Genomic DNA, 26,301 nt, shown 5'->3' on the forward strand with positions numbered 1-26,301 from the left:
GCGAATGGAATGCTTGCCACAGAACCTAAAAAAAACTGGATTGAAAACAATCGCCGCTGGTTGATAGTGGCGGTCATCTTTGTAACGATCGTATTTAATTATGTCGACCGCCAGATGGTGTCGATCCTGAAACCATTACTTAAAGAAGAATTCACCCTCGGCGACAGTGGTTATGCATTCATCGTAAACATATTCACTATCTGTTATGCCATCATGTATCCCGTATCCGGCTGGCTGGTCGATAAATTTGGCGCCGGCAAGATCATGTTGTACAGCATCATTTTATGGTCTGTAGCCTGTATCGGCGGTGGACTCAGCAGAACGGTAGCGCAGTTTGGTTTTTTCCGCGGTTTGCTGGGCATGGCGGAACCGGCAAACTTTCCGGCGCAGTTGAAAACAGTCACCCTATGGTTTTCGGGCAGGCTGCGAGCTACCGCCAACAGTTTATGTGTGGCAGGCAGTTCTATTGGCGCTATTATAGCGCCGCCCCTCATTGCCTGGTTAACCCTGCAATTCAACTGGAAGACCGCTTTCATCATTTGTGGCAGTGTTGGCTTGCTGATCGCCCTGTTATGGAAAATTATTTACCGCAAACCACCGGTGGAAGTTACCAAAGAAGTGATGCAGTCAGAAGCCCGCGATGCCGGCGAACGCTTTAGCTGGCGGCAGCTGTGGACAACCAGGAGTTTATGGGGTATTTTATTGATCCGGTTTGTGAGTGATCCGGTTTGGTATTTCTGCTTGTTCTGGTTGCCCGGCTATCTGCAGGAAGGATCGGGGCTTAGCCTGGCGCAAATTGGTTTGTTTGGCTGGATCCCTTTTTTAATTGCCGATATAGGCAGTATTGCTACCAGCGCCTGGAGCGATAAGATGGTACGTAATGGTAAACAGCCTCTGTACGCGCGTAAGCTCATGTTAACGGCCACTGTTGCCATGGCGCCTTTATGCGCATTGATCAATTACCTGCCGGGCGCAGTAAGCACCCTCATCGTATTCAGCCTGGTTGCCGTTATGGCCTTAAGCTGGCTGGTCTCGCTGAGTGTGGTAGTGGCAGAAGCCTTTCCCACGCATAACGTAGCCAGTGTGCTGGGCATCGCGGGCGGATTTGGCGCATTAGGCGCTGTGTTGTTCAACTATTATGTGGGCCAGGTAATAGGCGAACTGGGAGCGGGCAAGATCTTTATGCTGATGTCGATCCTGCATCCGCTGGCCGCCTTACTGTTATGGACCCTGGTGCGCAGAGAGCGGGTAACAAGTAGGAAAGCGCTGGCGGTAAATGGTGGGTAGCTGGTAGAAAAAAAGCAATAGAAAATACTTGAAAAATAAACGCGATAAAAATAATATCACATGAACCTTAATTATGGAACTGTTAAAGAGCCCGCAAGAGAAATTCCCATCCGTACCCAGGTAGATGTGCTGGTAGTCGGTGGTGGCCCTTCAGGAATTACGGCAGCCATGGCAGCCGCAGAAGACGGTCTTCGGGTATTACTGATCGAAAGCCGCAGCTTCGTGGGTGGTAACATGACCATTGGATTACCGATACTGGGTTTCCTTGGGCAAAAAGGCAATCAGATCATTAAAGGTTTGCCCCAAAAATTGATTGACCGACTTGCTGCCCGTCAGGCGGCCAGCGAACACCGGCCCTGTCCCCTGCACATGAGCCTTACGCTGGTAGAACCGGAAAGCGTAAAAACCGTTGCGCTTGAAATGCTAAGGGAAAGCAACGTAGAAGTATTGTTCTATACGTTTTGCGCCGGTGTGGTCATGGAAGGCGATGAACTGAAAGGCGTTATTGTAGAGAGTAAGGCCGGGCGCGAAGCCATAATGGCCAAAGTGATCATCGACTGCAGCGGCGATGCCGATGTTGCCTATCGCAGTGGCGTGCCTTGTGAATATGGTAACGAACATGGGGGCGTACAACCACCTACGCTGATGTTTTGCCTGGGTGGCGTAGATACCGAAAAGCTGCGGCTCAGTGTGGCGCAGGAACCGAGAACCTATTTAACTGATTTTATTCCGGCAGAATATTTCGGGCAGAACAACCAGTTTGTACTGGTAGGCATGCGTAACCTCGTGAAAAAAGCACAGGAAGACGGACTAACATTGACCACCGAGCGAACGATCCTCATCACCGGTTTGCGCAAAGGTGAAGTATGGGTGAACATGACCCGCGTTAACGGGGTGAATGGAACCGATCCTGAAAGTTTGACCCACGGTGAAATAGAAGGCCGAAAACAGATCTACGATATTCAACGCTACCTGATAGAATATGTACCGGGATTTGAAAATGCCTACTTCCTGAAAACAGCCCCTTTCCTCGGTATCCGGGAAACAAGACGCATTATTGGCGCCTACACCATGACCCGCGAAGACATTATGAGCTGCCGCCATTTCAATGATGCCATTGCCGTGGCCAGTTATCCACTTGATATACATCACCCGCAAGGGGGAGGCTGTACGCTCGAATGGTGTGGCGATTGTTATGATATTCCTTACCGTTCCCTGGTTCCGCAGAAAGTGAAGAACCTGTTAGTGGCCGGACGTTGTATTTCCACCACACATGAAGCCATGTCTGCCATCCGGGTAATGGCGCCCTGTATGGCTATGGGCGAAGCCGCCGGCCGTGCGGCCAAACAGGCTGTAAGAAGAAATGTACAGCCTGCTGATATTGATGTACAGCAACTGCAACAGGAATTGATCAGTAATGGCGCTTACCTGCGTATGGGTAAGGAAGCAGCTGTTTAAAATATTTATCCCGATGAAAAACAAAAGCACGCAGAACGCGGCTTCGCGCAGGAATATCTTAAAGGGGCTGGGCGCCATTGCGCTGGCTCCTTTCCTGCCTGCGAGCGGAATAGCCGCGATAGATAATGAAGTAAGAAAAAGCAATGGCCGCCATAAAGTGCTTACCTGTAATATACGCGTAGCCCTACCCGAAGATGAGGCCAAGGGCCTTGGTTGGAATACCCGCCGGGAAGTATGTGTACAGGTGATCAAAGATCAGCAGCCTGATATTATCGGGTTGCAGGAAGTTTTGAAAGAACAGGCTCTTTACCTGCAGCAACAAATGCCTAAATACGCGTTGTTTGGTTTTGATGGCCCCGAAATGGATGCACATCCAACAGGGTATCATGGCATTGCCAAGAATCCCATCATGTGGCTGAAGCAGCGGTATGAACTGTTGACCGGCGGCACCTACTGGTTGTCTGAAACGCCCCTGGTGGCCGGCAGCGGTTCCTGGAATACAGCCCGGGCACGGCATGTGAACTGGGTAAGGTTGCGGGAAATAAAGACCGGCAAAGAATTCAGGGTAGTGAACCTGCACCTCGATCATAAATCAGCCGAAGCAAAAGTGCAGCAGGCAAAACTGATGGCAACAGAAAGCAGTCAGTACCAGCCTGCATTTCCGCAGATACTTACCGGTGATTTCAATGCAAGAGCATCCAGCAACGTATTTGAGAGTGTAAAAGCAGCCGGCTTTTTCGATAGCTATGCGGCACTGCATGGTGAAGTTGATCCGGGTGTTACGGCGCATGGGTTCGAACCGATTGATAGCCCTAAGCTCAGTAATAAAGGAAAGATCGATTTTATTTTTTGCAAAGGAAATTGCAAGCCACTGGCAGCGGGCATTATTAAAGACAAACCCAAAGGTATTTTCCCCAGTGATCACTTTTTTGTGTCGGCTGAAATAGCCTTGTTATAAAGTTGTAGAATCGATGGTACTTGCTGGCAAATAAGGTATTGCAAAGACCTTAGGCCAACGCTAAACCCCGTGGCACAATTTTATATTAGGGGTATATATATGCGCTGCTACGTCAGATCATACATATACCTGGGGCTGATATTATTAATGACCCTGAACGCCAAAGCTCAATCAAAAAGAGCAGATACCGCTGCATTTAAACAGGTGGTGGCCGGACCAGCATACAAGCGGCCTGCCATGTATCAAAAGCTTTGGGGACGCAATCATCGCGTTGAATGGACTACTCCTGTTCGTGTTCCTGTATTGAACTTGGATACCGCTTTTGGCGGTTTGATCCCTTATGAAGCAGCTGGTGGTCATGAATCAAGATCACTCAAACTGCGATCAAAGAATGGAAAAGAATATGCGCTTCGCTCCATTAATAAATCAAGAGATGAAGTAATACCGGATAATTTAAAAGGCACATTTGCTGTGGATATCGTCAATGACGCAATTTCGATGTCGCACCCTTACGGAGCCTTTGCAATACCCTATATGTTGGAACGCGCCGGTATTTATCATACCTGGCCGAAACCGGTGTACCTGCCTCAACAAAAAGCATTGGATTCGTTCAATAAAAAATTTGCGAACGATCTTTATCTGCTGGAAGAAAAACCGGAAGGCGACTGGCGGGAAGCAGATAACCTCGGCAATTTCCGCAGTTTTAATGATACAGAAGAAATGTTGACAAAGCTGCAGGTAAACAGTACCTACAGTGTAGATCAGCGCGCTTTTGCAAAGGCAAGATTATTCGATATGCTCATTGGCGACTGGGACCGGCATGAAGGCAATTGGAGCTGGGGTGAAGCAACGGTTGACGGCGCCACCCAATTTAAGCCGGTGCCCAAGGACCGGGATCAGGCATTCTATTATCATGACGGTTTTATTGCCAGTAAACTTATAAAAGCAGCCGGGCTTTTTTATATGCAGCGCTACGATTCAGTAGTGAAGGATATCTCCAAAATAGGCCATGCTGCCCGCTTTATGGACCGGTACTTAACCAACCAGCTCACCCTGGAAGACTGGTTACGCGAAGCATCAGCATTACAGGAAGCGCTTTCAGATACCGTGATCGCACAATCCGTGGCGCAAATGCCGGCAGAAATTTATGCGGTCAAAGGCAAAGAGTTGATCGCTACAATAAAAGCGCGGCGTAATCAACTTCCCGCTTTTGCAAAGCAGCATTATCTTTTTATAGCGAAAGAGGTGGAAGTTACCGGCACCAGGCAGCGCGAATATTTTGAAGTGAGCAGTGAGCATAATGAAACGGTGGTATCTGTGTATCACATGGCGAAGAACGGCGAAAGAGCCGCCAGGCCATATTATCAACGTCGTTTCAAGCCGGCCGAAACAAAGGAAATTCGTTTGTTTGGCATTAAGGGTGAAGACGTATATGTCGTGAATAACGAGGTAGACGATATCACTGTTCGCATCATCGGCGGCCCTGCTAAAGATTCCATCATTCAGGCAAAAGAAAAAGTGCATATATACGATAACGCCAACAATGTGTTTCAAACCAGTTCGGCACGAATGCATCTGTCGGAGGATACGGCAATACACAATTGGAATTACAAGTGGTTCAAGTATGATAAGAGGGGAATGCTGCCGCTTGTATTCTATAATAATCCCGACAGATTGTATGCAGGCTTGCGGTACCGGCTTACCAACTATAAATGGCGGCGCGAGCCCTTTGCTTCAGCCCATGAATTCGGTGTTCATTATTCTATTTCACAGAACGCATTCAGTGCATTTGGTGAAGGAATGTATCCCCACCTCATTGGCCGTTGGGATGTTTCCTGGCGGGCAGAATACGATATGATCCGCTGGACAAACTTTTATGGTACCGGTAACGAAACCAAGCAGGTGACAACTGATATCAATTATTACCGCATGCGAAGTGAAGAGTGGTATGCCGGCGCCGGCATAAGCCGCTCATTTGGGAAGAACACGATCGGCGCTACCGCCTATTACCAGCAGGTAAGAAGTATCAATGATAGTGAGCGGTTTTTTTCGAAACTGTTTTCACATAACAATGAAGTGTTTGAAACCCACCCGTACGCCGGCTTACATGTAACATATTCATATGTACAGCTGAAAGACTCTGTAGTGCCGGTTTCAGGGTTTACCTTTTTGGTGAATGCCATCTATTCAAAGAACTTCCGGCAAAACGAATTCTTCCACCGCTACAATGCCCACGCACAGGTATATGTGCCCTTGCTCGATAAATTCTCAATGGCCATCCGCTTTGGTGGTGAGACCATTGTAAACGACAATGTATTGGGCACCGGCCAGGCCTATGAACATGCGATCATTGGTGGGCCACGTACCATTCGGGGCTTTCGCCGCGAGCGGTTCTGGGGTAAAACTGCCGTATATAATAGTAACGAACTGCGATTCATTACGGATTTCCGCAGTTACCTGATGACCGGTAAAATAGGCGTTTTTGCCTTCTTCGATCAGGGCCGCGTGTGGATGCCCGGCGAGCAGTCGAATACCTGGCATATGGCTTATGGCCCCGGTATCATGATCTCCCCTTTTAAAAAATACTACATTTCGGTTTCCTACGGTATAGCAAAAGAGAACAAGCTGATCCAGCTCCGGTTGAACAGGATATTGTCAGATGGCCGGAATTTCTAATGTTATCCAGTTTACTTTTTTCTTACTGTAATTTCCTTCCCGGCTGATAAGCGCGGTTCTTCATTCTCCCTGCTGTAAAAATCAATGATTTTTTACAATTCCGGGCTTGCCCGGCTTAATAGTTTTGTGTGAAACAGATCACCATGAAACTATTACCCGTCAAACTCTACCTGTTAAGCATGCTGATACCCGGCATTGTTAACGCGCAGACAGCTAATGCTCATGTAAAGAACAATAAAAGCAAGGAGATACATATGAACACCATTCAACAGAACAAAGCAGTAGTACAAAAGATATTTGAACAGGCATTGAATAAGCGGAAATTCGATTTGCTGAAGGAGCTGGTGGCCGATGAATTTACAGGGTTGCAGGGGAAACAGGGAGCGGACGGCTTCGTAGCACCCTTGCTGCCGCTGATCACCGCTTTTCCAGACATTCAATGGCAAATTGTTGAGTTGATTGCCGCTGACGACAAAGTTGTCATTCGCTGGAAATGGGACGGAACGCAAAAAGCATCCTGGCTGGCGTTACCGGCAACCGGCAAAACAATAACAAACGAGGGAACAGGCGTGCTTACCTTACAGCATGGCAAAGTGATCAGCGCACAGGTACTTACCGACCGCCTGGGTTTCCTGCAGGCATTGGATGTGCTACCACAGGACATTAATCTGCTGTTCAACAAAAAAGCGCATAATGGGCAGGTGAACTTTATAGACAAGTTCTTTGTGCCGGCAGCTGCCATTCCGGAATTCCGGCAAAGAGTGAAAATAAACCGGGAGATGATCAAACAGTTGCCGGGTTTCATGGAAGATGCTGCCTATGAATACAAGGATGCTGATGGAAATTTAATTTGCGTAACAGTTGCTTTATGGCAAAGTCAGGAAGCCTTGAACAAAGCAAAGGAGGCGGTACAGGCCGCGTATAAAAAAGAAGGTTTCGATGCCCCTGCCATGTTTAAAAGGCTGGGCATTACTGCCGACCGTGGCGTATATGCGCAGGTGCAAGAGTAAGGCAAAGCAGTGAGTTAATCTATGCGAAGGCCATCCGTTCAGGCGGTGGCTTTTGCCTGTTTACTCACAACGGTATATTCCCATGTTTTTTCTTTGGCAGCGCAGCCACTTTGTTTTCCAGCATGGCAAATGCCTTGATGAGTTTGGTGCGGGTAAACCTGGGTTCAATCACTTCATCCACAAAACCACGTTCAGCAGCCAGGTAAGGGGTTGCGAATTTCTCGGCATACTCGGCTTCTTTCTCGGCCAGCTTCTTTGCCGGATCAGCCGCTTCTGAAATCTCTTTTTTGAAAATGATTTCACTCGCGCCCTTGGCGCCCATGACTGCAATTTCTGCCGTAGGCCAGGCATAATTCATATCGGCGCCGATATGTTTTGAGTTCATTACATCATAAGCGCCGCCATAGGCTTTTCGCGTGATCACCGTAACCCGCGGCACCGTGGCTTCGCTGAATGCATACAACAACTTGGCCCCATTGGTAATAATGCCATGCCACTCCTGGTCGGTGCCGGGCAAAAAGCCCGGTACATCAACCAGCACCAGCAACGGAATATTAAAGCAATCGCAGAAGCGGGTGAACCGCGCTGCTTTTTTTGAACTGTCAATATCGAGCACGCCCGCCAGGCTCATTGGTTGATTGGCCACAATACCAATGCTTCTGCCTGCCAGCCGCGCAAAACCGATCACAATATTAGTGGCATACTCGCTGTGGATCTCAAAAAAGGAAGCTTCATCACAAATGCCTTCGATCACCGCCCGCATGTCATAGGGCTGGTTAGCACTTTCCGGTACAATGGTTTCCAGCACCGGCCTGGTTTCATCGCCCAATGTATACGGAACCCTGGGCGTAAGGTCTTCGCAGTTTTGCGGGATATAACTTAGCAGCTTTTTTACTTCAGCAATACATTCCACATCATTGGCGGCCGTAAGGTGGGTAACGCCTGATTTGGTAGAGTGGGCGGAAGCGCCACCCAATTCTTCCGGACTTACCTCTTCATTGGTAACCGTCTTCACTACGTTTGGACCAGTTACAAACATATAACTGGTATTCTCTACCATCAATGTAAAATCGGTCATGGCCGGTGAATATACCGCACCTCCGGCACAGGGGCCCATAATGGCGGAGATCTGGGGTATTACGCCCGATGCAAGCACATTGCGGTAAAAGATATCGGCATAACCGCCTAATGAACGTACACCCTCCTGGATGCGGGCGCCGCCGGAATCATTCAACCCGATCATAGGGGCGCCTGTTTTCATCGCCAGGTCCATTACCTTACAGATCTTTTCTGCATGCGTTTCTGACAAGGCGCCGCCAAATACCGTGAAGTCCTGGGCAAACACATAAGCAAGCCGGCCATTGATAGTGCCATAACCGGTAATGACGCCATCGCCATAATACTGCTGGCTATCCATGCCGAAATCTTTGGTGCGGTGTAAGACCAGGGCGCCGATCTCTTCAAAAGAGCCGGGGTCCATTAAAAGAGTGATACGTTCGCGGGCAGTGAGTTTTCCTTTTTTATGCTGCGCTTCATTCCTGTGCACACCACCGCCAAGCTTTCCTTCTTCTATCTTTTGCTGTAATATCTCCGATTTGTTTTTTTTCATGCAGCGATCTTTTTCAAATTATCGGTTAGCGTTACCATGGCGGTTGGTCCAGTTAGTAGGCACTGAGGCAACCGGTTTTACTTCTTTTTGTTTTTCGAGCCAGTACCGCAAGGCAACCAGTGCGGCCGCTTCAGCTTTGCTTTTTTGGCGGGCCAACAGCTTTTCCGGTGTGTAATATTTTTGAACGAATTGTGTATCGAACCGGCCTGTTAAAAATGCGTCGTGTTCAAATACAAAGTTCCCGAAGGGCAACGTGGTTTGTACACCTTCTATCTGGTACTCGATAATGGCGTCCTTCATTTTCTGAATGGCCTCTTTTCGGTTACGTCCATGTGTTATCAATTTGGCGATCATGGGATCGTAGTATACCGGGATGGCCATTCCCTCTGTATAGCCATCATCGACCCGTACGCCATCAAGCGCAGGCTTTTTATATTTGGTTAGCGTTCCGGTAGAAGGCAGGAAGTCATTGAGTGGATCTTCCGCATATACCCGCAATTCCAGCGCATGGCCGTTCATGGGGATCTCTTCCTGTTTGTACCTGAGTTTTTCGCCGCGGGCAATATTTATCTGTTCTTCCACGAGGTCGATACCGGTGATCATTTCCGTGACCGGATGTTCAACCTGCAGCCGGGTATTCATTTCCAGAAAATAAAAGTTCTGCTGTTCATCGAGCAGGAACTCCACGGTGCCGGTACTTCTGTAATTACAGGACCTGGCGACGAGAACAGCCGCTTCACCCATTTTCTGCCGTATTTCCGGGCTTAGAACAGAAGAAGGCGATTCCTCTATGATCTTCTGATGCCGGCGTTGTATGCTGCATTCGCGTTCGAATAAATGAACAGTATTGCCGTAATTGTCGGCCAGTACCTGTATCTCGATATGCCGGGGCGAAGCCACGTATTTTTCAATGAACACCGATCCATCGCCGAAGGATGACAGCGCTTCACTGGTAGCCCTTTCCATTTGCTCTTCCATTTCGCTTTCTTTGGCTGCTATGCGCATGCCTTTTCCGCCCCCGCCCGCGGATGCCTTTATAAGGACGGGATAACCGATCTCAGCGGCAACCTTTTTAGCCAGGTCGATATTATCAACGGCCTTATCAATACCCGGCACCATGGGTATATTGTATTGTTTCACACATTCCTTGGCCGCGAGTTTTGAACCCATGATGCGCATGGCTTCGGGGCCCGGACCAATAAACGTGATACCAGCTTCTTCCACTTTTTTGGCAAAAGCTGCATTTTCACTCAGGAACCCATAACCCGGATGAATACCATCTACGCCAAGCTTTTTGGCAAATGCGATGATGGCATCGCCATTCAGGTACGACTGGCTGGAAGGCGCTGGTCCCAGGCAAACGGCTTCATGGGCATATAAAACATGAGGGGCATGCCGGTCGGCTTCTGAATAAACTGCCACAGATTGAATACCCATCCGGTGAATGGTTCGCATGATCCGCAGGGCAATTTCGCCACGGTTGGCAACTAATATTTTTTGCATCGCTGGAGGTTCTATTGATTTACATTATTCCAATTCTACCAGTACCTGTCCTTTTTCAACTGCCTGTCCTGCCACTACTGCTACTTTTTTTATGGTTGCATCGGCGTGTATCAGAATACTGTTTTCCATTTTCATCGCTTCCAGTATCAGAATCCTGTCGCCTTCCCTTACCACCTGCCCATCGGTAACTGCTATTTCCAGTACCAGGCCGGGCATGGGCGCTTTGATCTCTTTTACCTGTTTGCCCATGGCAGTGCCAAAACCCATTTGTTCAAGCTGCTGATCAAGTGCATCCTTTATGACCACTTCAAATGTTTCACCGCCGGTTTCAATGGAGAATGTTTTATTGAGCAGATCGGCTTTCAGCAGCCGTGCATTGACCGACTGATGACCGTTGAGCATATTGAATTCAGTGGGAGATATAGCAACCAGGTCAAGGCTTTCCAGCTCGGAGCGGGAGAAATGGAAAACGAACCCATTGACCAGTATCTTAAACGTTTCGGTAGCGGGCATTAGCGGCATTTTGCTGTAATTTAAGCAATTGTGAAATGCCATAAAAACAAAAGCCTTCTGCCGGCATCAATGTATAGCCACAAGGAAACGTTGCCGCCTAAACGTTGATGTTATCTGTTGAATGTACAGAGATAGCTGCATTGGTTTTTTCAGAATAACTTGCAATGGAGCCGAAGCAGTAATTGAGTGGATTGCGTATTTTTATCTGGTGAATAGTATAAATGTGTCTATATCACTGGCAACTCCCCAGGAGGCGGCGGCTATTGCAGAAGTGATCAGCCAGGCTGCACATGATCTTACGGTGAAACATGGCCAGGGGCACTGGAGTGCAGTGGCTACAGAAAAAGGTGTGTTAAATGGTATGAATAAAGCGAAAGTGCTGGTTGCACGGAATGGCGCTGAGGTGATCGGTACACTGCGGCTGACATCATCGAGGCCCTGGGTCATCGATCCCGCATACTTTACACCCGTTCAGCGCCCTGTGTACCTGGTTGATATGGCCGTTCGCCCGGCTTATCAGGGCCTGGGTGTGGGCAGGTCTTTGATTGAACAGGCAAAAGTATTATCCACTGCATTGGCAGGGGATGCTATAAGGCTGGATGCTTATGCAGGTGCGGCCGGCGCCGGCGGGTTTTACGAGAAATGCGGGTTCACTGACAGGGGACATGTCGTTTATAAAACCGTCCCCCACATTTATTATGAATGGCTGATAAAGAAATGAACATTAAACAGCAGGAGGTAACACAGCGTATAATACCCTGTTAAATTCTTCTGAGGAAGCATCTTTACAGAGATATCCGTCAGCGCCCAATTCGCGGGCTTTCTGCATATATGAACCGCCGTTTTGCATGGAGAAGAAAAGGATCTTGATGCCCGGCCATTTCTTCTTTAACTGAACAGCGGTTTCAAATCCGTTCATAACAGGCATATTGATATCGAGCAGGCACAGATCAGGAGAATCAGTATCTTTTTCCAGTTTCTCGAGAAATTGTTGGCCGTTCTCAGCTTCCATAACAACGTCATACCCTAAACCGGTGAGCCGGTAATTTACGGCCTTACGCAATAAAGCATGATCGTCTACTACAGCAATTGTTGGATTTTTCATAGATTCTTCATTAATATTTGGGGGTTTATCATTCAGCGAAAAATAAACCAGCTTAATAAAGAAAATTATTATGCCAGCTATTTAAGAACCGGTGGTTATAGGTAAAACAGCAAATGCCATTCTTATGCTTAAGAACAAATCACCTTTTCAGGGCAAAATGAATATAAACCAGGCAGGCTGGTAAATAATTGTACTTATGGTTGGGAAGAATCTTTAACTGCGGTGAGGGGCCGCCAGGAGCAATATCCGGAGCGCTATTTAGGGGGTGGTTTGCTCAGTTTTATTTACGGTGACGGGGTATTTGCGGATCTCTGCGAGCAACCTTTTCACGTTTGTTCGTATGAGAATTAACTCATTACGCGGTGCGTTTTCCTGTAATGCTTTGATAAATTTCCCAACCTCTGCCATGTATTGCTTATGCAGGTGCATAAGGTAGTCCGATGTAAAATCTTTCATGTGCACAAATTCGCGTGGTACACAAGTTTTGTAACATATTACAATTCCTGTACCCTTGCAACGAACAGGAAATCATCCCTGTTAACGAAAAAAGCGGCTGAGGACCGCTTTTGAATTTTTTACGTATGAATTTGATAGTAAGTGTTTTGTTCATATTTATCGTACATGGTTATACTTAGGGCTTGAAAACCTTTAATTGTAGAACTGTAAGTCAACTGGGGAACATGCTCTACATCCCATTAACCATAGCGCCGTTCTGCAATGATAAACCGAACTGATCTTTCTCCCAGCTGCATATGTTCGGCTGTATGTGGCCGCGTTTAACCTTTCGCCAAAAGCAGGTAGGCGGCCATGTTAACTACAGCAGTTTTAATACAAGCTGTTTACTTCTTTACCGGCCATTCAAAGGACCTGGTGCCCTGTTCCTGGTACCATTTGGCATTTACCGGCAGTGCCGAACCTTCATTGCTGAATATGGTGCTTAGTGAATAATCAGCTGCCGCCTTATCAGTAAGCTGGTGGCTCCACTTCACCCGCTTGCTTATATCAGCACCCGGCCCGCTGTTCTTATATTCGCCATAGAAAGTCGTTTGTTCATTGCCCGGGTTGCCCCAGTTATTCCATCCTTGGGGTACAATATGTTTATCCATCGTGCAGCGCAGGAATACCGTTTTCGCATGCGCGCGCCAGGGCCGCCCCAGGTATACTTTGTTCACGCCACTATCGGCCGTCAACTTACAATCTATAAACACATAGCCATATCGCTTGCCCTGCGTAGTGCTGGCCGCTGTTATGTATGAATTGGATTTGCTGCGGATCTCGCATTGCTGGAAAACGGCGGTGGCGGGACCGAAAATAAAATCGGTAGTGCCTTCGATATAACAGTTCACAAACAGCTGCCGGGCCGTTTCGCCGCCGGTGAATATAGTGTCCTGGTTACCGAGGAAGCGACAGTTCACAAAGATCGCCTGGTCGGCATCCACATACAGCGCTACAGCTTGTCCAACCGGTCCGGCGGAGTTGGAGAATGTGATATTTTCAGTGCGGAAGCGGTTGCCGCTGATGCGGGCGGTGTAAGAGGTGAAGGTGGTAAGTTTACCCCGGCCGGAATGATCATTGAACACGATGATGGTCTTATCGACGCTTTCACCAATAAAAGTTACATCGGTATTTGTGGCGGGCAGTTCAATTTTCTCATTGTACACCCCATTTTTTATATACAGCGTGATGGGCGCCAGCGGATACACCCGCATGGCGTCAATAGCGTCCTGGATGTATTTGTAATCGCCTGAACCGTCCTTTGCTACGGTAAAAACATATTTATATTGTTGGGGATTGGCGGTTTGCGCCAGGCTGCCATTGATCCCTGCGGCCAGCAGGCTCAGGAAAAGAACAAACTGTTTCATGTGTTATTTAAATACTTTTTTAAGGAAATCGTCAATATGATCTACAGTAGGCCCAAACCAGGGATGGAAGAGGCAAAAGGAATGGGGCGCGTTCTCAAAGCTTTTGACTTCAGAATAGATCTTGTATTTATCAAGCACTTTTATAAAATCATCACGGCCGGCATGCATCCTCCCCACACTACTGTTGATGAACAGCGTCGGTGGTGTATGCGGGCCGACATGGGTGAGCGGGGAAGCTTCTTCCCATAATGCCAGACTATCGGCTCTTTTATAGCCGAACCAATAGGTGGCGGCCGAGATCTTTTTACTATCGTCGCCTTCGCCAGTCTCCGGATGTACAAAGGAAAGCGTTCCGTCAATATCTATAATAGCATGTACGGGGGCCGGTGCTGGCGGCACCTGTTCACCGGCAGATCCCGGGCCTTCAAATTTCGGGTGACCAGCGGTAGTACCCAGAAAAGCGGCCAACTGGCCACCGGCCGAAAATCCCAATACAGCGATCTTACTGGTATCAACCTGGTATTGATGGGCATGTTGCACTACCCAGCGCAAAGCCCGTTTAAGATCGTATATGGCTGCAGGATACAGCTCATGTGTCGACAAACTGTAATCAGGCGTGAAACAAACATAGCCCCGCGCTGCCAGGTGCTGGGCGAGCGGATGGTGCTGTTCAGGATTACCCGAACGCCAACCACCGCCATGAATGATCATAATGGCCGGCTTTTTTCCGGTTGACCGGCCAGCCGGGTAGAAGGCGTCGATGTACAGGGCCATTTTGCCGCGTTCCGCGTACAGGAGATCTTTTTGGGAAGCTATTTTTTTTGATTTGAGTGCTGGTACGATCCTGACCTCAGGATGTGTTTTGCGCGTATTAACAAAGGCACTCCAGGTTGTATACGAGGTATCCCGGCGGCCTGTTATTCCATTTACCGGCTGCGCCTGGCCATACACTATTGAAAAAAACAAGGAAAGTATTCCTGTGGCAAGGGAATACCAATAAGCGGCAAAGCAATTTCCGGCCATTGAATAACTGTTTTAAACTAAGTGTAGTGCTACAAATGTAAAGGTTTGGCCATGTACGCGGGTTTGAAATATGTTCATAGAGGTATAAAAATCCGTATTCCTTACTTTCCTGTAACTTGTACCGGTAACGTTAAGAAAAGCAGTACGCATCAAGCATTAAATATACACATGGCATTTATGGTTCCCGATGAATATATCCAATATTACGAAGGCAATAAGATGGGCATCAAAACACCCGGGGGAGAAATTATTATTCCTGCCATTTATGATTTTGTCTCCTCGCTCTCCGACGGATTATTCGCCGTTACCGAAGGGAATTATACCGCTTATTTTGATGAAGCCGGGAATGAGGTGCTGCCGTTCAGCAATAAATACGAGTCCTATGGCCATTTCACGGAAGGAAAGGCCAGGGTATTATTCAGGGGCAAATGGGGCTTTATTGACAAAGCCGGCCGGGAAGTGATACCGCCGCAATTTCATTATACAGAGGAATTCTCGAATGGCAGGGCCATTGTACGAAATGAAAAAGAGCAGCATGGCGCTATTGACGAACATGGTGAGCTGGTCATCGATTACCGGTTTTTCGTGCTCACGAATTTCGAGAACGGCTATGCCAGGTTCGGCGATATGAAGACCTGGGGGCTGATCGATAAAGCCGGCAATATCGTCGTTCCCCAGCAGTACATCTCCATTGGCCGGGTATACAGGAATACAGTAACCGTGCAGGTGCAGGAAGGGGAATTGTACAGGGAAGGCGAGCTCACCATTGGCGGAGCAGTTGTTTGGAACAATAATCTTGACTACCTGAATGAGCTCAATCAAAAGAAAAAGCAGTTTATAGCAGCCTGCGAGCAACTGGTGCAGGAAATGTATTCAACCGGTTGCCCCTGCGAATACGGGCGGTTCAGGGATTTTATTCAATGGAATAAGCCGGTTGGCTTTATTGACCAGGAATTGCTTTTTTCGGCATTCCGGAAAAAACTGCAGGTACTCGGGAACGACCTCTTCAGCTGTGAACATTGCGGTACCCAATATCAGCAGAAATGGTCTCAATACAGCGCGTTTTTGTGGGTGCTGAATGTGACTATATCAAAGGCGGGTAATTTCAACAGCAAGGGAAGCACGGTTGCCGCCAGCATTCCGGCGGCGCTTGGGTTCTATGGCTATGACATAGAAAAATACAGCGGCAAATACGAAGAAAGCGATATTGAAACGGTCATGCGCTACCTGCGTTCATAATACATGCGGGTGCATGAAATCGGGTGATATGAGCATATACTATCTTAAAACGGAGCAGTTGCTGCCGGTAGATATCCAGCAGGCCTGGGCCTTCTTTTCATCGCCCGGTAACCTGGCCCGGATCACACCGCCAGCCATGGATTTTAAGACCCTTACCGATATCCGGGAACAGGAGATCTATACCGGTATGCTGATCGATTATACGGTTAAGCCCTTATTCGGTATACCCCTGCACTGGCGAACCGAGATCATAGATGTAAAAAAGCCATTCTCTTTTAAAGACGTTCAACTGAAGGGGCCCTACCGGCTTTGGGAACATACCCATACCTTCCAGGAAACTGAAGATGGCGTGCTGATGCAGGACCTGGTGAAGTACCAGCTACCTTTCGGGCCCCTGGGCCGGCTGACCCATGCCCTGCTGGTACGCAAAAAGCTCGAAGATCTCTTTGCCTACCGTAAAGCCGCTATAGAACGTATATTTAAATAAAACAGGCGGACAGTCTTTGGTGCTGTCCGCCTGTTTTCAGCCGCTTCCTGCGCGTTTAATGCTTCATGAGCAGGTTCGCCAACTGCGCATCCCTTTTGTAAATATCTTCCCTGAAGTTCAGGTCGCCCTGCCGGTCGACCCAGGCCGTAAAATAGGTGATGTAAACCGGCATTGGGTTTTTAACCGCCACATATTGTTCCCTGCCGCTTTCCATTGCTTTGGTGATCCTCTCTTCGGTCCAGGCAGCATCTTCACGCAACAAGTACATGGCCAGGTTCTTCGGTTCGGCCACCCTGATGCAGCCATGGCTGAATGCCCTTTTACTTTCCTGGAACAGGGTTTTGGAAGGAGTATCGTGTAAATAAATGCTATGGCTGTTAGGGAACAGGAATTTTACCGCGCCAAGCGAGTTCCAGGGACCGGGTTTTTGCCGCACACCGTCGCCAACCCTTTCCATATGGTGTTTGTTCAGGTAATCGGGATCTTTCGCAATACCCGGCAGGATCTCTTTTTTCAGGATGCTGGCAGGTACATGCCAGTAGGGACTGAATACGACCTGGCTGATGGTACCGGCGAAGATCACGGTTTTATTTACATCCTTACCCACGACCACGTTCATGTTCCATAACAGCGAATCGTCGTTATAGGCGTGCAATACAAACTCAGGAATGTTTACGGCGAGGTAGCGGCCACGCACATCAGTGGGCAGCCAGCGGTTCCGTTCCATGTTCACCATTATTTTTTCAATTCGCTGCTGTATGGGTACATTCAGCTCTCTGATCATTCCGCCGCCGGCTACACCGTCTTCTTTCATGCCATGCCTCCGTTGAAACCTTTTGACAGCAGGCAATAATGTGATCGAATCATAAACAGGCGAGGCCGTATCTGCTGCATTGGTTAGATCACCCAGCAGGAACAGCTTTTTGCGCAGTTGAACGATCAAAGGCGAGCTGTCGCCCGGGCGGATGGGCTTATTATCAGGCAGGCGGATGGTGATATTATCGGACGGCAGTGCTTTATATTTCTTGAGATATTCTTTTAGCAGGTTGTATTGCCGGTAAAGCGGTTCTTTAACCGTTGCGGAATTGCCCGGTTTTAAAATGGAATCCAGCAGGGCGCTATAAGAAAGTTTTTTACGGGGCATTAGCCAGTTGACCTGCTGGCTGGCGCTCTCTTCCAGTCCGCCCCAAACCTTTTGCGCAAAGAAAAAGTAGAGGGAGGTTAGCAATAATTCTGTTTCCGTTTTCTGGCTGATGTTTTGGGTGCCGCTGCTATTGATCAGGCTGTCGAGGGTGCGCTTATAGGGCAGCACGGCGTTAAGTCCTTCCTCGGGTAAGTTCTCCAGCCGCATGTGCAGATGGGTGGCCTGCTCGGTCAGGGCGCCACTTTCATTATGCCAGGCAAATGCATAATTCCGGGTTTTGTAAAAGCTATCCAGATCGGTTTGAAAGCTGCGGAGGGAATCGTACCGGGCAAAGAAGGCGGGTAAACGGGAGGAAGAAAAACGCAGGGAATTCTGCTCGCTGAAATTACCGGCAATATCCTTTGCCGCTTCTTTTACCAGGTTATCGATGGAATCTTTTTTGCGATTGTCCGTTGTCCGGTTATCAGATTCCTTACATCCCCAAATACACAGGAGGGCTAGGAAACAAATGGTCCTTTGAATAATTTGGTTGCTCATCTAAAAAGGAAGTAAAACGCTACAAATAAAAATGGGGTTCATGAATAGAACTGGTGTATTCTCTCGTTGTAGTTTAAGTTAAACTGCCAGTTATACCCGTAAACCCCTTACTGTACGCCCTGAACGTATATGATAGGTAATTTCATACGAAGCAATAACCAGACAGTTAAAAAGCAGTAACTATTGGCAGATTAGCAATCGTATGCATAATGTCATCTGGATCTGAATGAATTCGCTGAGGTAGTATAAGGCCCTGTTGATCCTGAATAGGGCCATTACAAGCTTAAGAAATGAAGGAGCAGAGATCTGTGATAATAAGGTACTTACTAACCCGGGCTTTTACAGGCTTTGTAACCCACCGAGTGCCTGTAAAAGTTGAAATTCCTTCAATTCGCATATACGAACTACTTCACGTGTTTGGAAACGATCTTTGCCAGATCGAACATAGAGATCTGATCTTTACCGAACAATGGTTTCAGTTTAGTGTCGGCATTGATCATTCTTCTGTTCTTTTTGTCTTGCAGATTGTTCTTTCTGATATAATCCCAGATCTTCTTAACGATCTCTGTTCTTGGTAATGGTTTGCTGCCTACTACTTCAGCTAATACAGGGCTTGCATTCAAAGGAGCCATGAAAGCGGCGTTTGGTTTGCGGGCAGATTTCTTTTTAGGAGCAGCTGCTTTTTTCTTAGCTACTTTCTTTACTGCTTTTTTAGGAGCCTTCTTGGCTGCTTTTTTTACTGCTTTCTTAGCAGCTTTCTTAGCTGTTTTTGCCATAGTGTTTTAAAATTTAAAAGTGAATAATGAAGCGTTTTGAATATTTGTTTGAAAGCAAATCACAGTGAATATATCAAATTTATAGATAACAAAGCGAATTAACGAAATATTCAGCTGTTAAAATCTTTCCGTTCCTCGCCTGTACAGGGCCGTTTCTCTAAGTGAAATTAAGTAAGCTGATGCAAACATAAGACACCTTTTTTATGAATACCCCCATTTGTACGAGGTATTTTATCACAATTTTATTGTGCAACCTTTAGGTTACATTAAATTTGCAACCTAAAGGTTTCCTATTTATTTTATGAGAAGAGATGTATTTCAGGCGATAGCCGATCCCACCCGGCGGGAGATCATCAATATGATCGCCCACCACCCCCTGAATGTAAATGCGGTGGCCGAGAACTTTGAAGTAAGCCGCACCGCCATTTATAAACACATTAAAATGCTTACCGAATGCGGACTGGTAGTAATTACACAGTTTGGCCGTGAACGCTACTGTGAGGCCCGCCTGGAAGGGCTCACAGAGGTGGCTGACTGGGTAGAACAGTATCGGAAGATCTGGACCGAACGCTTCGACAACCTGGAAAATTACCTCGACGAACTGGAGACAAAGAAGAAGCGGAGCGTCAGGAAGAAATGAGCGTCTTACGCGGTTCGTGTGTGCTGTAAACGCATTTGGTTAATGGTGAATGGTCAATGGTGAATGCGCAACGCTGGCCGCGAAACGGGTAACCGGCGACTGGCAACTGGTAACCGGTGAATGGTGAATGGTCAATGGTGAATGGTCAACGCTGGCCGCGAAACGGGTAACCGGCGACTGGTAACTGGTAACCGGTGAATGGTCAAGGGTGAATGGTGAATGGGCAATGCGCGCGGCGCCCGGCAACCGGCGACCGGCAGTAACCGGTAACCGGCAACCACCCTTCCCCTATTAGTCAAGCACCAGCATTTCCTTATTGTACTTGTTCCGGTATTCGACGGGAGAAAGCCCCGTGATCTTTTTAAAGATGCTCCTGAAGGCCTTTACATCGCTATAGCCCACATCATACATCACTTCGTGCACATTCTTTCTGCCCGTCTCCAGGTCCTTTTTGGCAGCTTCTATCTTCACCCTTTGAATATATTCCGTCACTGTATTACAGGTGGCTTTTTTAAAGCGGCGTTCCAGGCTGCGGCGGCCTACCGCAAAGGTGTCGGCCAGGTGATCCACCGTTATCTTCTCCTCAAAATTCTTTTCAATATATTCCTGCGCTTTCTTCACCGTCTCATCTTCATGTGATTTCTGCCCCTGGAAAATGATAAAGGGCGATTGCAGCGTGCGGTCTATATCGATCATAAACGCCTTCGAAATGAGAATGGCAAGATCACGGCCGGCATATTTCTCGATCATATACACCAGCAGGTTTAAATAGGCATAAGCCCCGCCACTGGTATAAATGCCATCATCGTCGGTAATGATCTTGTCATCTACCAACTGCACATCCGGGTACATCGCCCTGAATTCATTGGCGTAACGCCAATGGGTGGCGCATTGTTTCCCTTTTAGCAAGCCGGTAGCTGCCAGGAAAAAAGAGCCTATGCATAAACTGGCCACCTCGGCGCCCTGTTCAAACTGTTCTCTTATCCAGGGAAGAAAAGGCTGGTTGTCTTGTACCGCTTTTTTAAAATCGCCATGTATGGCTGGTATGATGATGAGGTCGGTTTTGCTGATGTCAGCCAGCAAACAATCGGGTTTAATGGTAAAGAGCCCGTCGCGCTGGGTTGTTGCTGCAGCAAGGCCAACCAGCTGAATATCAAACATAGGAGCTTTGCCCCGGCTGGTTCGCAGGTGATTTACTTCAGAGAGGATCTGGTGCGTTCCTTCTATATTCACCAGGCTGGTATGTCCTTTCGGAATAAGGATCGAAACGTGTTTCATCTGTTATTTTTTATGAGCTGAGCGCCCAATTTGGGAATCATTTTGAACTTATATGAACCGGTTCCGACAAACAGGGAGATTACCCTGACAAAGGGTGAAAACGCATGGATGCAATGATGATCTTTTATGCTAGCTTTCCCTGCTCATAAAGATAAAAAACAATTGTCGCAATCAGCCCCTCAATTGGTCGTGATTGCACCCTTTGGGTTTCGAAGACCCCATGTAATTTTGAAAACGATTGAGGCAGGCTGTTAGTGATGGCAGTGAAAAAGTACATTTTGTACTAAAAAAATGCGATCTGATAGTCAGGGGTATTAAACTATAAACGTACAATCGGGTAAAACAAGCACTATGATTGAGGTTTTCAAAACGAATGTACAGGAGTTTTCAGAAGCTCAAAAGTTGGTAGCTTTATTGAGCCGGCATTTTCCGGGCACGAAAATAAATTTCGACCTCGATGACTGTGACAAGGTCTTGCGGGTAGAAGGCAATGACCTGAGAATAGAAAAGGTTATGACAATTGTGACCGGAAAAGGTTTCCTTTGCAAGGTGCTGGACTGAATACCCGTTTGCCCAGAGCAGCAACCATCTTGCTGCTGCCTTCAAGACCCCGCCTGCCCTGCAAATGATTACGCTATTTCTTAACTATTAAATAAAAAGACCATGCCTGCATTGAATCCTTACTTGAACTTTAATGGCAATTGCCAGGAGGCATTCGATTTTTACAAATCAGTATTCGGTGGTGAATTCATCATGGTTGCCCGCTTCAGTGATATGCCAAAGGAATACAGGGGAGGTGCTCATGAAGACAACAAGATCATGCATATTTCACTGCCCCTCGAAGGCGGCAATATCTTAATGGGCAGCGATGTGCCGGAAGCCATGGAAAAGGCCACACCGGGCAACAATGTAAATCTAAGCCTGCACCCCACTACGAAAGAAGAAGCCGACAAACTGTTTGCTGGTCTATCAGCCGGTGGTAACGTGATCATGCCAATGGCAGATGCTTTCTGGGGCGCCTATTTTGGCATGTTCGTAGACAAGTATGGTATCAACTGGATGATCAATGTAGAAAACAGACAACAGTAATTGACAGACAGATTATGAAAACTGCTAACGAATTATACCTGGAATTCAAAGCGGCCACCGATGCGTATCTCGACAAGGTGGCTGCTTTAAGCCAGGCTAAAATTAATACCGTTCCATTCGAAGGCAGCTGGACGGCTGCCCAGGTAACGGAACATCTCAGTAAATCAGATAACGCCATGATTGCGGCGCTGAATGGCCCTGTTCAGCCAACCAACAGGCCGCCGGATGCAGGGGTAGCTAAGCTGCAGGAGATCTTTCTTGATTTCAGCACCAAACTGCCGGCGCCGGAATTTATCATACCGGCCGAAGGAAATTTTGACAAAGACAGCCTCATTAGTACCTTCAAAGCCGGCCGTGAACAGCTGGGCGAAGCCATTAAAACGCTCGACCTCACCGCTACCTGCCATATGCCCATATTTGGTAAGCCCACCCGGTTGGAACTGATCACTTTTGTGATCTTCCATACCCTGCGCCATACCAACCAGGTAAAAAAGATCTGTGAGAAGCTGGTTGCAGCGTAAGCGGCAGATGGCTATTTTGACTATAAGATGGCCATACCAGTTATGGTATGCCCGTCCTGAACGGCAACGGTCTTTACTCAAACATCAGGGTGCCAAATGCGGAAGGAATATGAAAATCGGGTTTTGCAGCATTGGGTTGTATCCAGCTTATCCAATGTAAATTAGCCCTTGCTTCTCCGCCTTTACGTTCTGCCCTGAACAAACCAGCCAGCAGGCGCTTGTTCTGCAAAAGGCCCAGGTCATTCAGCGATCGTATACTGACGGCGATCTCAACTACATACCCGTTGTTGGATCTTGACGTTTTAATGATCAGCTGCTCATTGGGCCATTTCCAGGCGTAATCCATTTTTCGGTAGTAAGATGCCCGGTAATCAAGCACCCTGCCGCTAGCATCCATTTCAAGACAATAGTAGGGCGATAAACCGGTGTCGCGGGCCATAAATATTTCCACCCGGTCCGATGCGCCTACCTCTAACTTATCATTTTTGTTTACGAGGGTAATAACCGAATCGTCGTTCACCCGGAAAAGACAATAGAGCCAGTTTCCATCCCAAAGCGCCGAAAACGAAGTGGCAGGCGCTTGCGCTGTTTCCCAGGGATAAGAGAAGCCGGTAAGCAGCTCCGCTTTTTTCCAGCCGGGATGATCGCCTCGGCCGTTGATCTCCATTACATGGGCAGGTATTCTTTTAACGGTATACGTTTGCGCATCCGCATTTGCCATATGCAGGAATAAAGCAGTAAGCAGGGAAATAAAAAAAGACAGTTTCATGATATGTATATTAGAACCTGTCAGCATCAGGTTAACAGCAAGTTATTGCATTTGCAGCTTGTGGCATTTTGCTTATGCTGCCCTTTAAGGGGTTGGAGGCTTTTTTCTCAACTTTGCTACTTCCTCAGCAGCTACCAGGCCTTTTTCATTATTGAACCGCTTATTAATATACGTAGCAATGGAAGCGATGGCATGATCATCTAAAAAACCGCCATGCGCCGGCATGACGCCGTTATAGGTTTTGCCGTTCACTTTAATTTCTCCCTGCTGGCCATACAGGATCACATTGATCAGTTTTTTTTTATTGCCCGCAAACCAGTCAGACCCCGCCAGTGGCGGGTAACGGTTATTATCTCCTTTCCCATCCCGCTGGTGGCAGCCGGCGCAATAACTATTATACAGGATCAGTCCGTTCATTTCACCACCCATGCCCAGGTAGTCTTTCACTTCATCAGGCGTTTTGATATAGGTGCGTGATTTGCGTTTTTCCATGGCCGCGAGTTGTTGCGCACCAAATGCATTTTTATCGCCTTTATACATTACCCGCCAGATCTTTCCTTTATTGGATTCGGAGATATATAAGGAGCCATCCGGGCCCATGGCAAGTCCCATAGGCCGGTATTTCGCATCGCTGGTATTGAATACGGTGTCTACGCCGGTAAAACCATCGGCAAACACTTCCCATGCGCCGGTTGGCTTCCCATTTTCGAACGGAACAAAACATACAATATATCCAGCCTGCGGGTAAGGTGACCTATCGGTAGAGCCATGAAAAGCAATAAAAGCGCCTTTACGGTATCGCGCCGGGAATTGATCACCGGTATAAAACAAAAGGTCCATCGGCGCCCAGTGACCCGGGAAACCCATTACCGGCACATCGAAGCGGCTCGCTCTGCCAACGATCTTGCCATCGCCGCCATAGCCCGGTTGTAAAACATTTTTTTTCAGCATATGATCATAGTACGCATAGGGCCACCCGAAATTGGAATGTTCGGTCACTTTTAACAAAGGCTCCGATGGCAGCACAGCCGCCTGCCAGGCAGTAAATACCTGGGGATAGCGGGTATGAAAATTATCCATACCATTCATCGCTACATACAGGCAATCGTCCATAGGGTTCCAGTCGATAGCCAGTACACTCCGGATGCCCGTGGCATATTTATAACCATCTTTCTGGGTTTGGTTTCTTTTAGCGGCCCTGAACCGCCAGATGCCGGCATATTTCTCCAGCTCGGGGGCAGGATCGAGCCCTTTACCGCCGGGAATACCGGCTGGTCCCACCAGGTTGATATCCTGTGCCGCATCAGTGGGGGCGCCAAAGGGTACATACATATTGCCATGCCGGTCAAAAGCAAATGGCTTGGCCGTATGCCAGTGTTTTTTCAGGTTCGGGTCGTCGTCAATAAGTATCACCTCCGTTTTACTATCGGGCACGAGTTGACCGGTTTTCAGTCTGTTCCTGAAAATAGATTTAACAGTGGCCGTGTACAAATAGCCATTGTGAACGGCAATGCCTGCGGGCAAGCCGCCTTCATCTTTATAATCGCCAAAATAGCTTATGATGTCGGCCTTGCCATCCTGATCAGCATCCCGAAGGGCCACCGTTCCGCCGCTGCCATGCATAATGTCGTTGTAGGTTAACTTAACGTAGATGTCGCCGTTGGTATTTACGGTAAGATGCCTTGCCCGGCCCAGGCTATCGGCCACTACCACCGCCTCAAAACGATCGGGTAAGAACAGTCCGCCATTATCGGGGTCACCTGGTGGCAGCGGCTGTTTTTTGGGCGATTTACAGCAAACCATCAGGATACATATAAAAAACAAATACGAGGTGCAATACCGGCGAATCAATAATGAGGGCATGGCCTTTGGTTTAGTGAATAATTGCCTTGTCAGATGAATGATCTGACGATAGTATTACAGCAGGTTTTGAGTGCTACAGAAGACGAAAATGAATGCTATTCCCCGTCTTATCAAGTGGGTCGTTAAGTGTAGTTTGTAACTTAAATTTACAAAAATTTTTGAGCCGCGGCCATATCATCTTAGCGGGAAGCCGCCCGGTAGTGAACTGCTGCGGGTAAAGCAGGTTTTAAACAAAATGGCTGCCCGGTTGGTTATTGTTCTTTTAAAACCAAAAGATCTACAATGAGTGATGTTGCCTTAACTGCCGGCACCCAACCGGCCCAGGAACTGTTTATTAAAATGGCAGTGGCCGCCTGGGATGCTTCTACGAACCAATGTTCCAAACTATTTGATGAATTGACCGATGACCAACTGGCTGCTGAAGCTTCGCCGGGCAGAAATACCGGTAAATATCTGTTGGGGCACCTGGTGGCCGTTACCGACAGAATGTTGCCCTTACTGGGTTTGGGCGAACGTTTGCACCCTGAGCTCGACAATGCATTTTTAGCAAACCCTGATAAGTCGGGCCTGGAAACACCACCGCTGCAGGAGCTGAGAAAATACTGGAAAGAAGTAAATGCAAAATTTTCAGCGGCCATAGCGGCAATACCGCCCGGTGAATGGTTTGCTAAACATACAGCCGTATCGGCTGAGGATTTTGCCAAAGAACCGCATCGTAACAAGTTAAATGTGCTTATCAACAGAACCAATCATCAAAGCTTACATTACGGTCAGCTGCTTTACTGCAGGCCTAAGAAATAAGCTGGTAAAGTTGTATAAATCATTTTTTCTGCAGTCGATTTGCTGCCGGTTGGCAGTAACTCCTGTATATTTTCCTAACTTGAATGGCTGAAACTACCTTCAGCCATTTACTTTTACATATTTTGAAAGGGTGAAGCCTGATTGTTAACCTGG

Annotated in this window: 25 protein-coding genes; 13 read left to right on the forward strand and 12 right to left on the reverse strand. The window is 47.7% G+C overall.

What is annotated here, in order from left to right; genetic code table 11:
• Positions 1-9 precede the first annotated feature (9 nt).
• From JT717_RS16560 to JT717_RS16580, 5 genes are all read left to right on the forward strand, one after another.
• Positions 10-1,287, forward strand: a complete 1,278-nt coding sequence (locus tag JT717_RS16560; RefSeq protein WP_205511617.1) for an MFS transporter — start codon at positions 10-12, stop codon at positions 1,285-1,287.
• Between the two features lie 60 nt (positions 1,288-1,347).
• Positions 1,348-2,745, forward strand: coding sequence for an FAD-dependent oxidoreductase (locus JT717_RS16565; protein WP_205511618.1), 1,398 nt, complete (start codon positions 1,348-1,350; stop codon positions 2,743-2,745).
• Between the two features lie 13 nt (positions 2,746-2,758).
• A complete protein-coding gene (locus JT717_RS16570) occupies positions 2,759-3,703 on the forward strand; it encodes an endonuclease/exonuclease/phosphatase family protein (RefSeq protein ID WP_205511619.1) in 945 nt (314 codons plus the stop codon).
• Positions 3,704-3,802: 99 nt separating this feature from the next.
• Complete coding sequence (locus tag JT717_RS16575) at positions 3,803-6,379, forward strand: ShlB/FhaC/HecB family hemolysin secretion/activation protein (RefSeq protein WP_205511620.1); 2,577 nt, start codon at positions 3,803-3,805, stop codon at positions 6,377-6,379.
• Positions 6,380-6,522: 143 nt separating this feature from the next.
• Positions 6,523-7,389 carry an ester cyclase gene (locus JT717_RS16580; protein WP_205511621.1) on the forward strand — a complete coding sequence of 289 codons (867 nt, stop codon included), beginning with the start codon at positions 6,523-6,525 and terminating at the stop codon, positions 7,387-7,389.
• A 64-nt stretch (positions 7,390-7,453) separates the two neighbouring features.
• On the opposite strand, the gene JT717_RS16585 is transcribed toward JT717_RS16580, so the two are convergent.
• From JT717_RS16585 to JT717_RS16595, 3 genes are read right to left on the reverse strand one after another with little or no spacing between them, the layout of a single operon-like run.
• Positions 7,454-8,998: an acyl-CoA carboxylase subunit beta gene (locus JT717_RS16585; protein WP_205511622.1), complete on the reverse strand. Its 1,545-nt coding sequence runs from the start codon at positions 8,996-8,998 to the stop codon at positions 7,454-7,456.
• An 18-nt stretch (positions 8,999-9,016) separates the two neighbouring features.
• Positions 9,017-10,501 (reverse strand): acetyl-CoA carboxylase biotin carboxylase subunit, encoded by a 1,485-nt coding sequence (gene accC, locus JT717_RS16590; RefSeq protein WP_205511623.1) that lies wholly within the window; start codon positions 10,499-10,501, stop codon positions 9,017-9,019.
• Positions 10,502-10,525: 24 nt separating this feature from the next.
• On the reverse strand, positions 10,526-11,014 hold the full coding sequence (locus JT717_RS16595) for an acyl-CoA carboxylase biotin carboxyl carrier protein subunit (protein ID WP_205511624.1): 489 nt from the start codon (positions 11,012-11,014) through the stop codon (positions 10,526-10,528).
• 223 nt (positions 11,015-11,237) lie between these two features.
• Here JT717_RS16595 and JT717_RS16600 point away from each other — a divergent pair, with 223 nt between their 5' ends.
• Positions 11,238-11,735 carry a GNAT family N-acetyltransferase gene (locus JT717_RS16600; protein WP_205511625.1) on the forward strand — a complete coding sequence of 166 codons (498 nt, stop codon included), beginning with the start codon at positions 11,238-11,240 and terminating at the stop codon, positions 11,733-11,735.
• Positions 11,736-11,738: 3 nt separating this feature from the next.
• On the opposite strand, the gene JT717_RS16605 is transcribed toward JT717_RS16600, so the two are convergent.
• The 3 genes from JT717_RS16605 to JT717_RS16615 all read right to left on the reverse strand — a co-directional run bounded on the left by JT717_RS16605 (position 11,739) and on the right by JT717_RS16615 (position 15,004).
• Positions 11,739-12,119, reverse strand: coding sequence for a response regulator (locus JT717_RS16605; protein ID WP_205511626.1), 381 nt, complete (start codon positions 12,117-12,119; stop codon positions 11,739-11,741).
• A gap of 839 nt (positions 12,120-12,958) precedes the next feature.
• The gene (locus JT717_RS16610) at positions 12,959-13,981 is read right to left on the reverse strand and encodes a pectinesterase family protein (protein ID WP_205511627.1); all 1,023 of its coding nucleotides are present in this window, start codon (positions 13,979-13,981) and stop codon (positions 12,959-12,961) included.
• 3 nt (positions 13,982-13,984) lie between these two features.
• Positions 13,985-15,004 (reverse strand): alpha/beta hydrolase, encoded by a 1,020-nt coding sequence (locus tag JT717_RS16615; RefSeq protein WP_205511628.1) that lies wholly within the window; start codon positions 15,002-15,004, stop codon positions 13,985-13,987.
• Between the two features lie 168 nt (positions 15,005-15,172).
• On the opposite strand from JT717_RS16615, the gene JT717_RS16620 reads away from it, so the two are divergent.
• Both JT717_RS16620 and JT717_RS16625 read left to right on the forward strand, forming a co-directional pair.
• Positions 15,173-16,243, forward strand: coding sequence for a WG repeat-containing protein (locus JT717_RS16620; RefSeq protein WP_205511629.1), 1,071 nt, complete (start codon positions 15,173-15,175; stop codon positions 16,241-16,243).
• 28 nt (positions 16,244-16,271) lie between these two features.
• Positions 16,272-16,730: an SRPBCC family protein gene (locus JT717_RS16625; RefSeq protein ID WP_205511630.1), complete on the forward strand. Its 459-nt coding sequence runs from the start codon at positions 16,272-16,274 to the stop codon at positions 16,728-16,730.
• 55 nt (positions 16,731-16,785) lie between these two features.
• On the opposite strand, the gene JT717_RS16630 is transcribed toward JT717_RS16625, so the two are convergent.
• Both JT717_RS16630 and JT717_RS16635 read right to left on the reverse strand, forming a co-directional pair.
• Positions 16,786-18,411 (reverse strand): L,D-transpeptidase family protein, encoded by a 1,626-nt coding sequence (locus JT717_RS16630; protein WP_205511631.1) that lies wholly within the window; start codon positions 18,409-18,411, stop codon positions 16,786-16,788.
• 404 nt (positions 18,412-18,815) lie between these two features.
• Positions 18,816-19,187 (reverse strand): SWIB/MDM2 domain-containing protein, encoded by a 372-nt coding sequence (locus JT717_RS16635; protein WP_205511632.1) that lies wholly within the window; start codon positions 19,185-19,187, stop codon positions 18,816-18,818.
• Positions 19,188-19,488: 301 nt separating this feature from the next.
• On the opposite strand from JT717_RS16635, the gene JT717_RS16640 reads away from it, so the two are divergent.
• A complete protein-coding gene (locus JT717_RS16640) occupies positions 19,489-19,827 on the forward strand; it encodes an ArsR/SmtB family transcription factor (RefSeq protein ID WP_205511633.1) in 339 nt (112 codons plus the stop codon).
• A 39-nt stretch (positions 19,828-19,866) separates the two neighbouring features.
• Here the strand turns inward: JT717_RS16640 and JT717_RS16645 are convergent, their stop codons facing one another.
• Both JT717_RS16645 and JT717_RS16650 read right to left on the reverse strand, forming a co-directional pair.
• Positions 19,867-20,073, reverse strand: a complete 207-nt coding sequence (locus tag JT717_RS16645) for a hypothetical protein (protein WP_205511634.1) — start codon at positions 20,071-20,073, stop codon at positions 19,867-19,869.
• 45 nt (positions 20,074-20,118) lie between these two features.
• A complete protein-coding gene (locus JT717_RS16650) occupies positions 20,119-21,105 on the reverse strand; it encodes a GlxA family transcriptional regulator (RefSeq protein WP_205511635.1) in 987 nt (328 codons plus the stop codon).
• A gap of 351 nt (positions 21,106-21,456) precedes the next feature.
• On the opposite strand from JT717_RS16650, the gene JT717_RS16655 reads away from it, so the two are divergent.
• The 3 genes from JT717_RS16655 (at position 21,457) to JT717_RS16665 (ending at position 22,715) form a co-directional block, all read left to right on the forward strand.
• Positions 21,457-21,666 (forward strand): hypothetical protein, encoded by a 210-nt coding sequence (locus tag JT717_RS16655; RefSeq protein WP_205511636.1) that lies wholly within the window; start codon positions 21,457-21,459, stop codon positions 21,664-21,666.
• Positions 21,667-21,768: 102 nt separating this feature from the next.
• Positions 21,769-22,194, forward strand: a complete 426-nt coding sequence (locus tag JT717_RS16660; RefSeq protein WP_205511637.1) for a VOC family protein — start codon at positions 21,769-21,771, stop codon at positions 22,192-22,194.
• A gap of 14 nt (positions 22,195-22,208) precedes the next feature.
• Positions 22,209-22,715 carry a DinB family protein gene (locus tag JT717_RS16665; RefSeq protein ID WP_205511638.1) on the forward strand — a complete coding sequence of 169 codons (507 nt, stop codon included), beginning with the start codon at positions 22,209-22,211 and terminating at the stop codon, positions 22,713-22,715.
• Positions 22,716-22,788: 73 nt separating this feature from the next.
• Here JT717_RS16665 and JT717_RS16670 read toward each other — a convergent pair whose 3' ends face one another.
• Complete coding sequence (locus JT717_RS16670; protein WP_205511639.1) at positions 22,789-23,484, reverse strand: carbohydrate-binding family 9-like protein; 696 nt, start codon at positions 23,482-23,484, stop codon at positions 22,789-22,791.
• An 84-nt stretch (positions 23,485-23,568) separates the two neighbouring features.
• Entirely contained in the window at positions 23,569-25,347 is a 1,779-nt protein-coding gene (locus JT717_RS16675; protein ID WP_205511640.1) for a PQQ-dependent sugar dehydrogenase, read from the reverse strand.
• A gap of 282 nt (positions 25,348-25,629) precedes the next feature.
• On the opposite strand from JT717_RS16675, the gene JT717_RS16680 reads away from it, so the two are divergent.
• A complete protein-coding gene (locus JT717_RS16680; protein ID WP_205511641.1) occupies positions 25,630-26,148 on the forward strand; it encodes a DinB family protein in 519 nt (172 codons plus the stop codon).
• The last annotated feature ends 153 nt before the right edge of the window (positions 26,149-26,301 follow it).

The sequence above is a fragment of the Longitalea arenae genome (assembly GCF_016924755.1).
Lineage (GTDB): Bacteria > Bacteroidota > Bacteroidia > Chitinophagales > Chitinophagaceae > Niastella > Niastella arenae.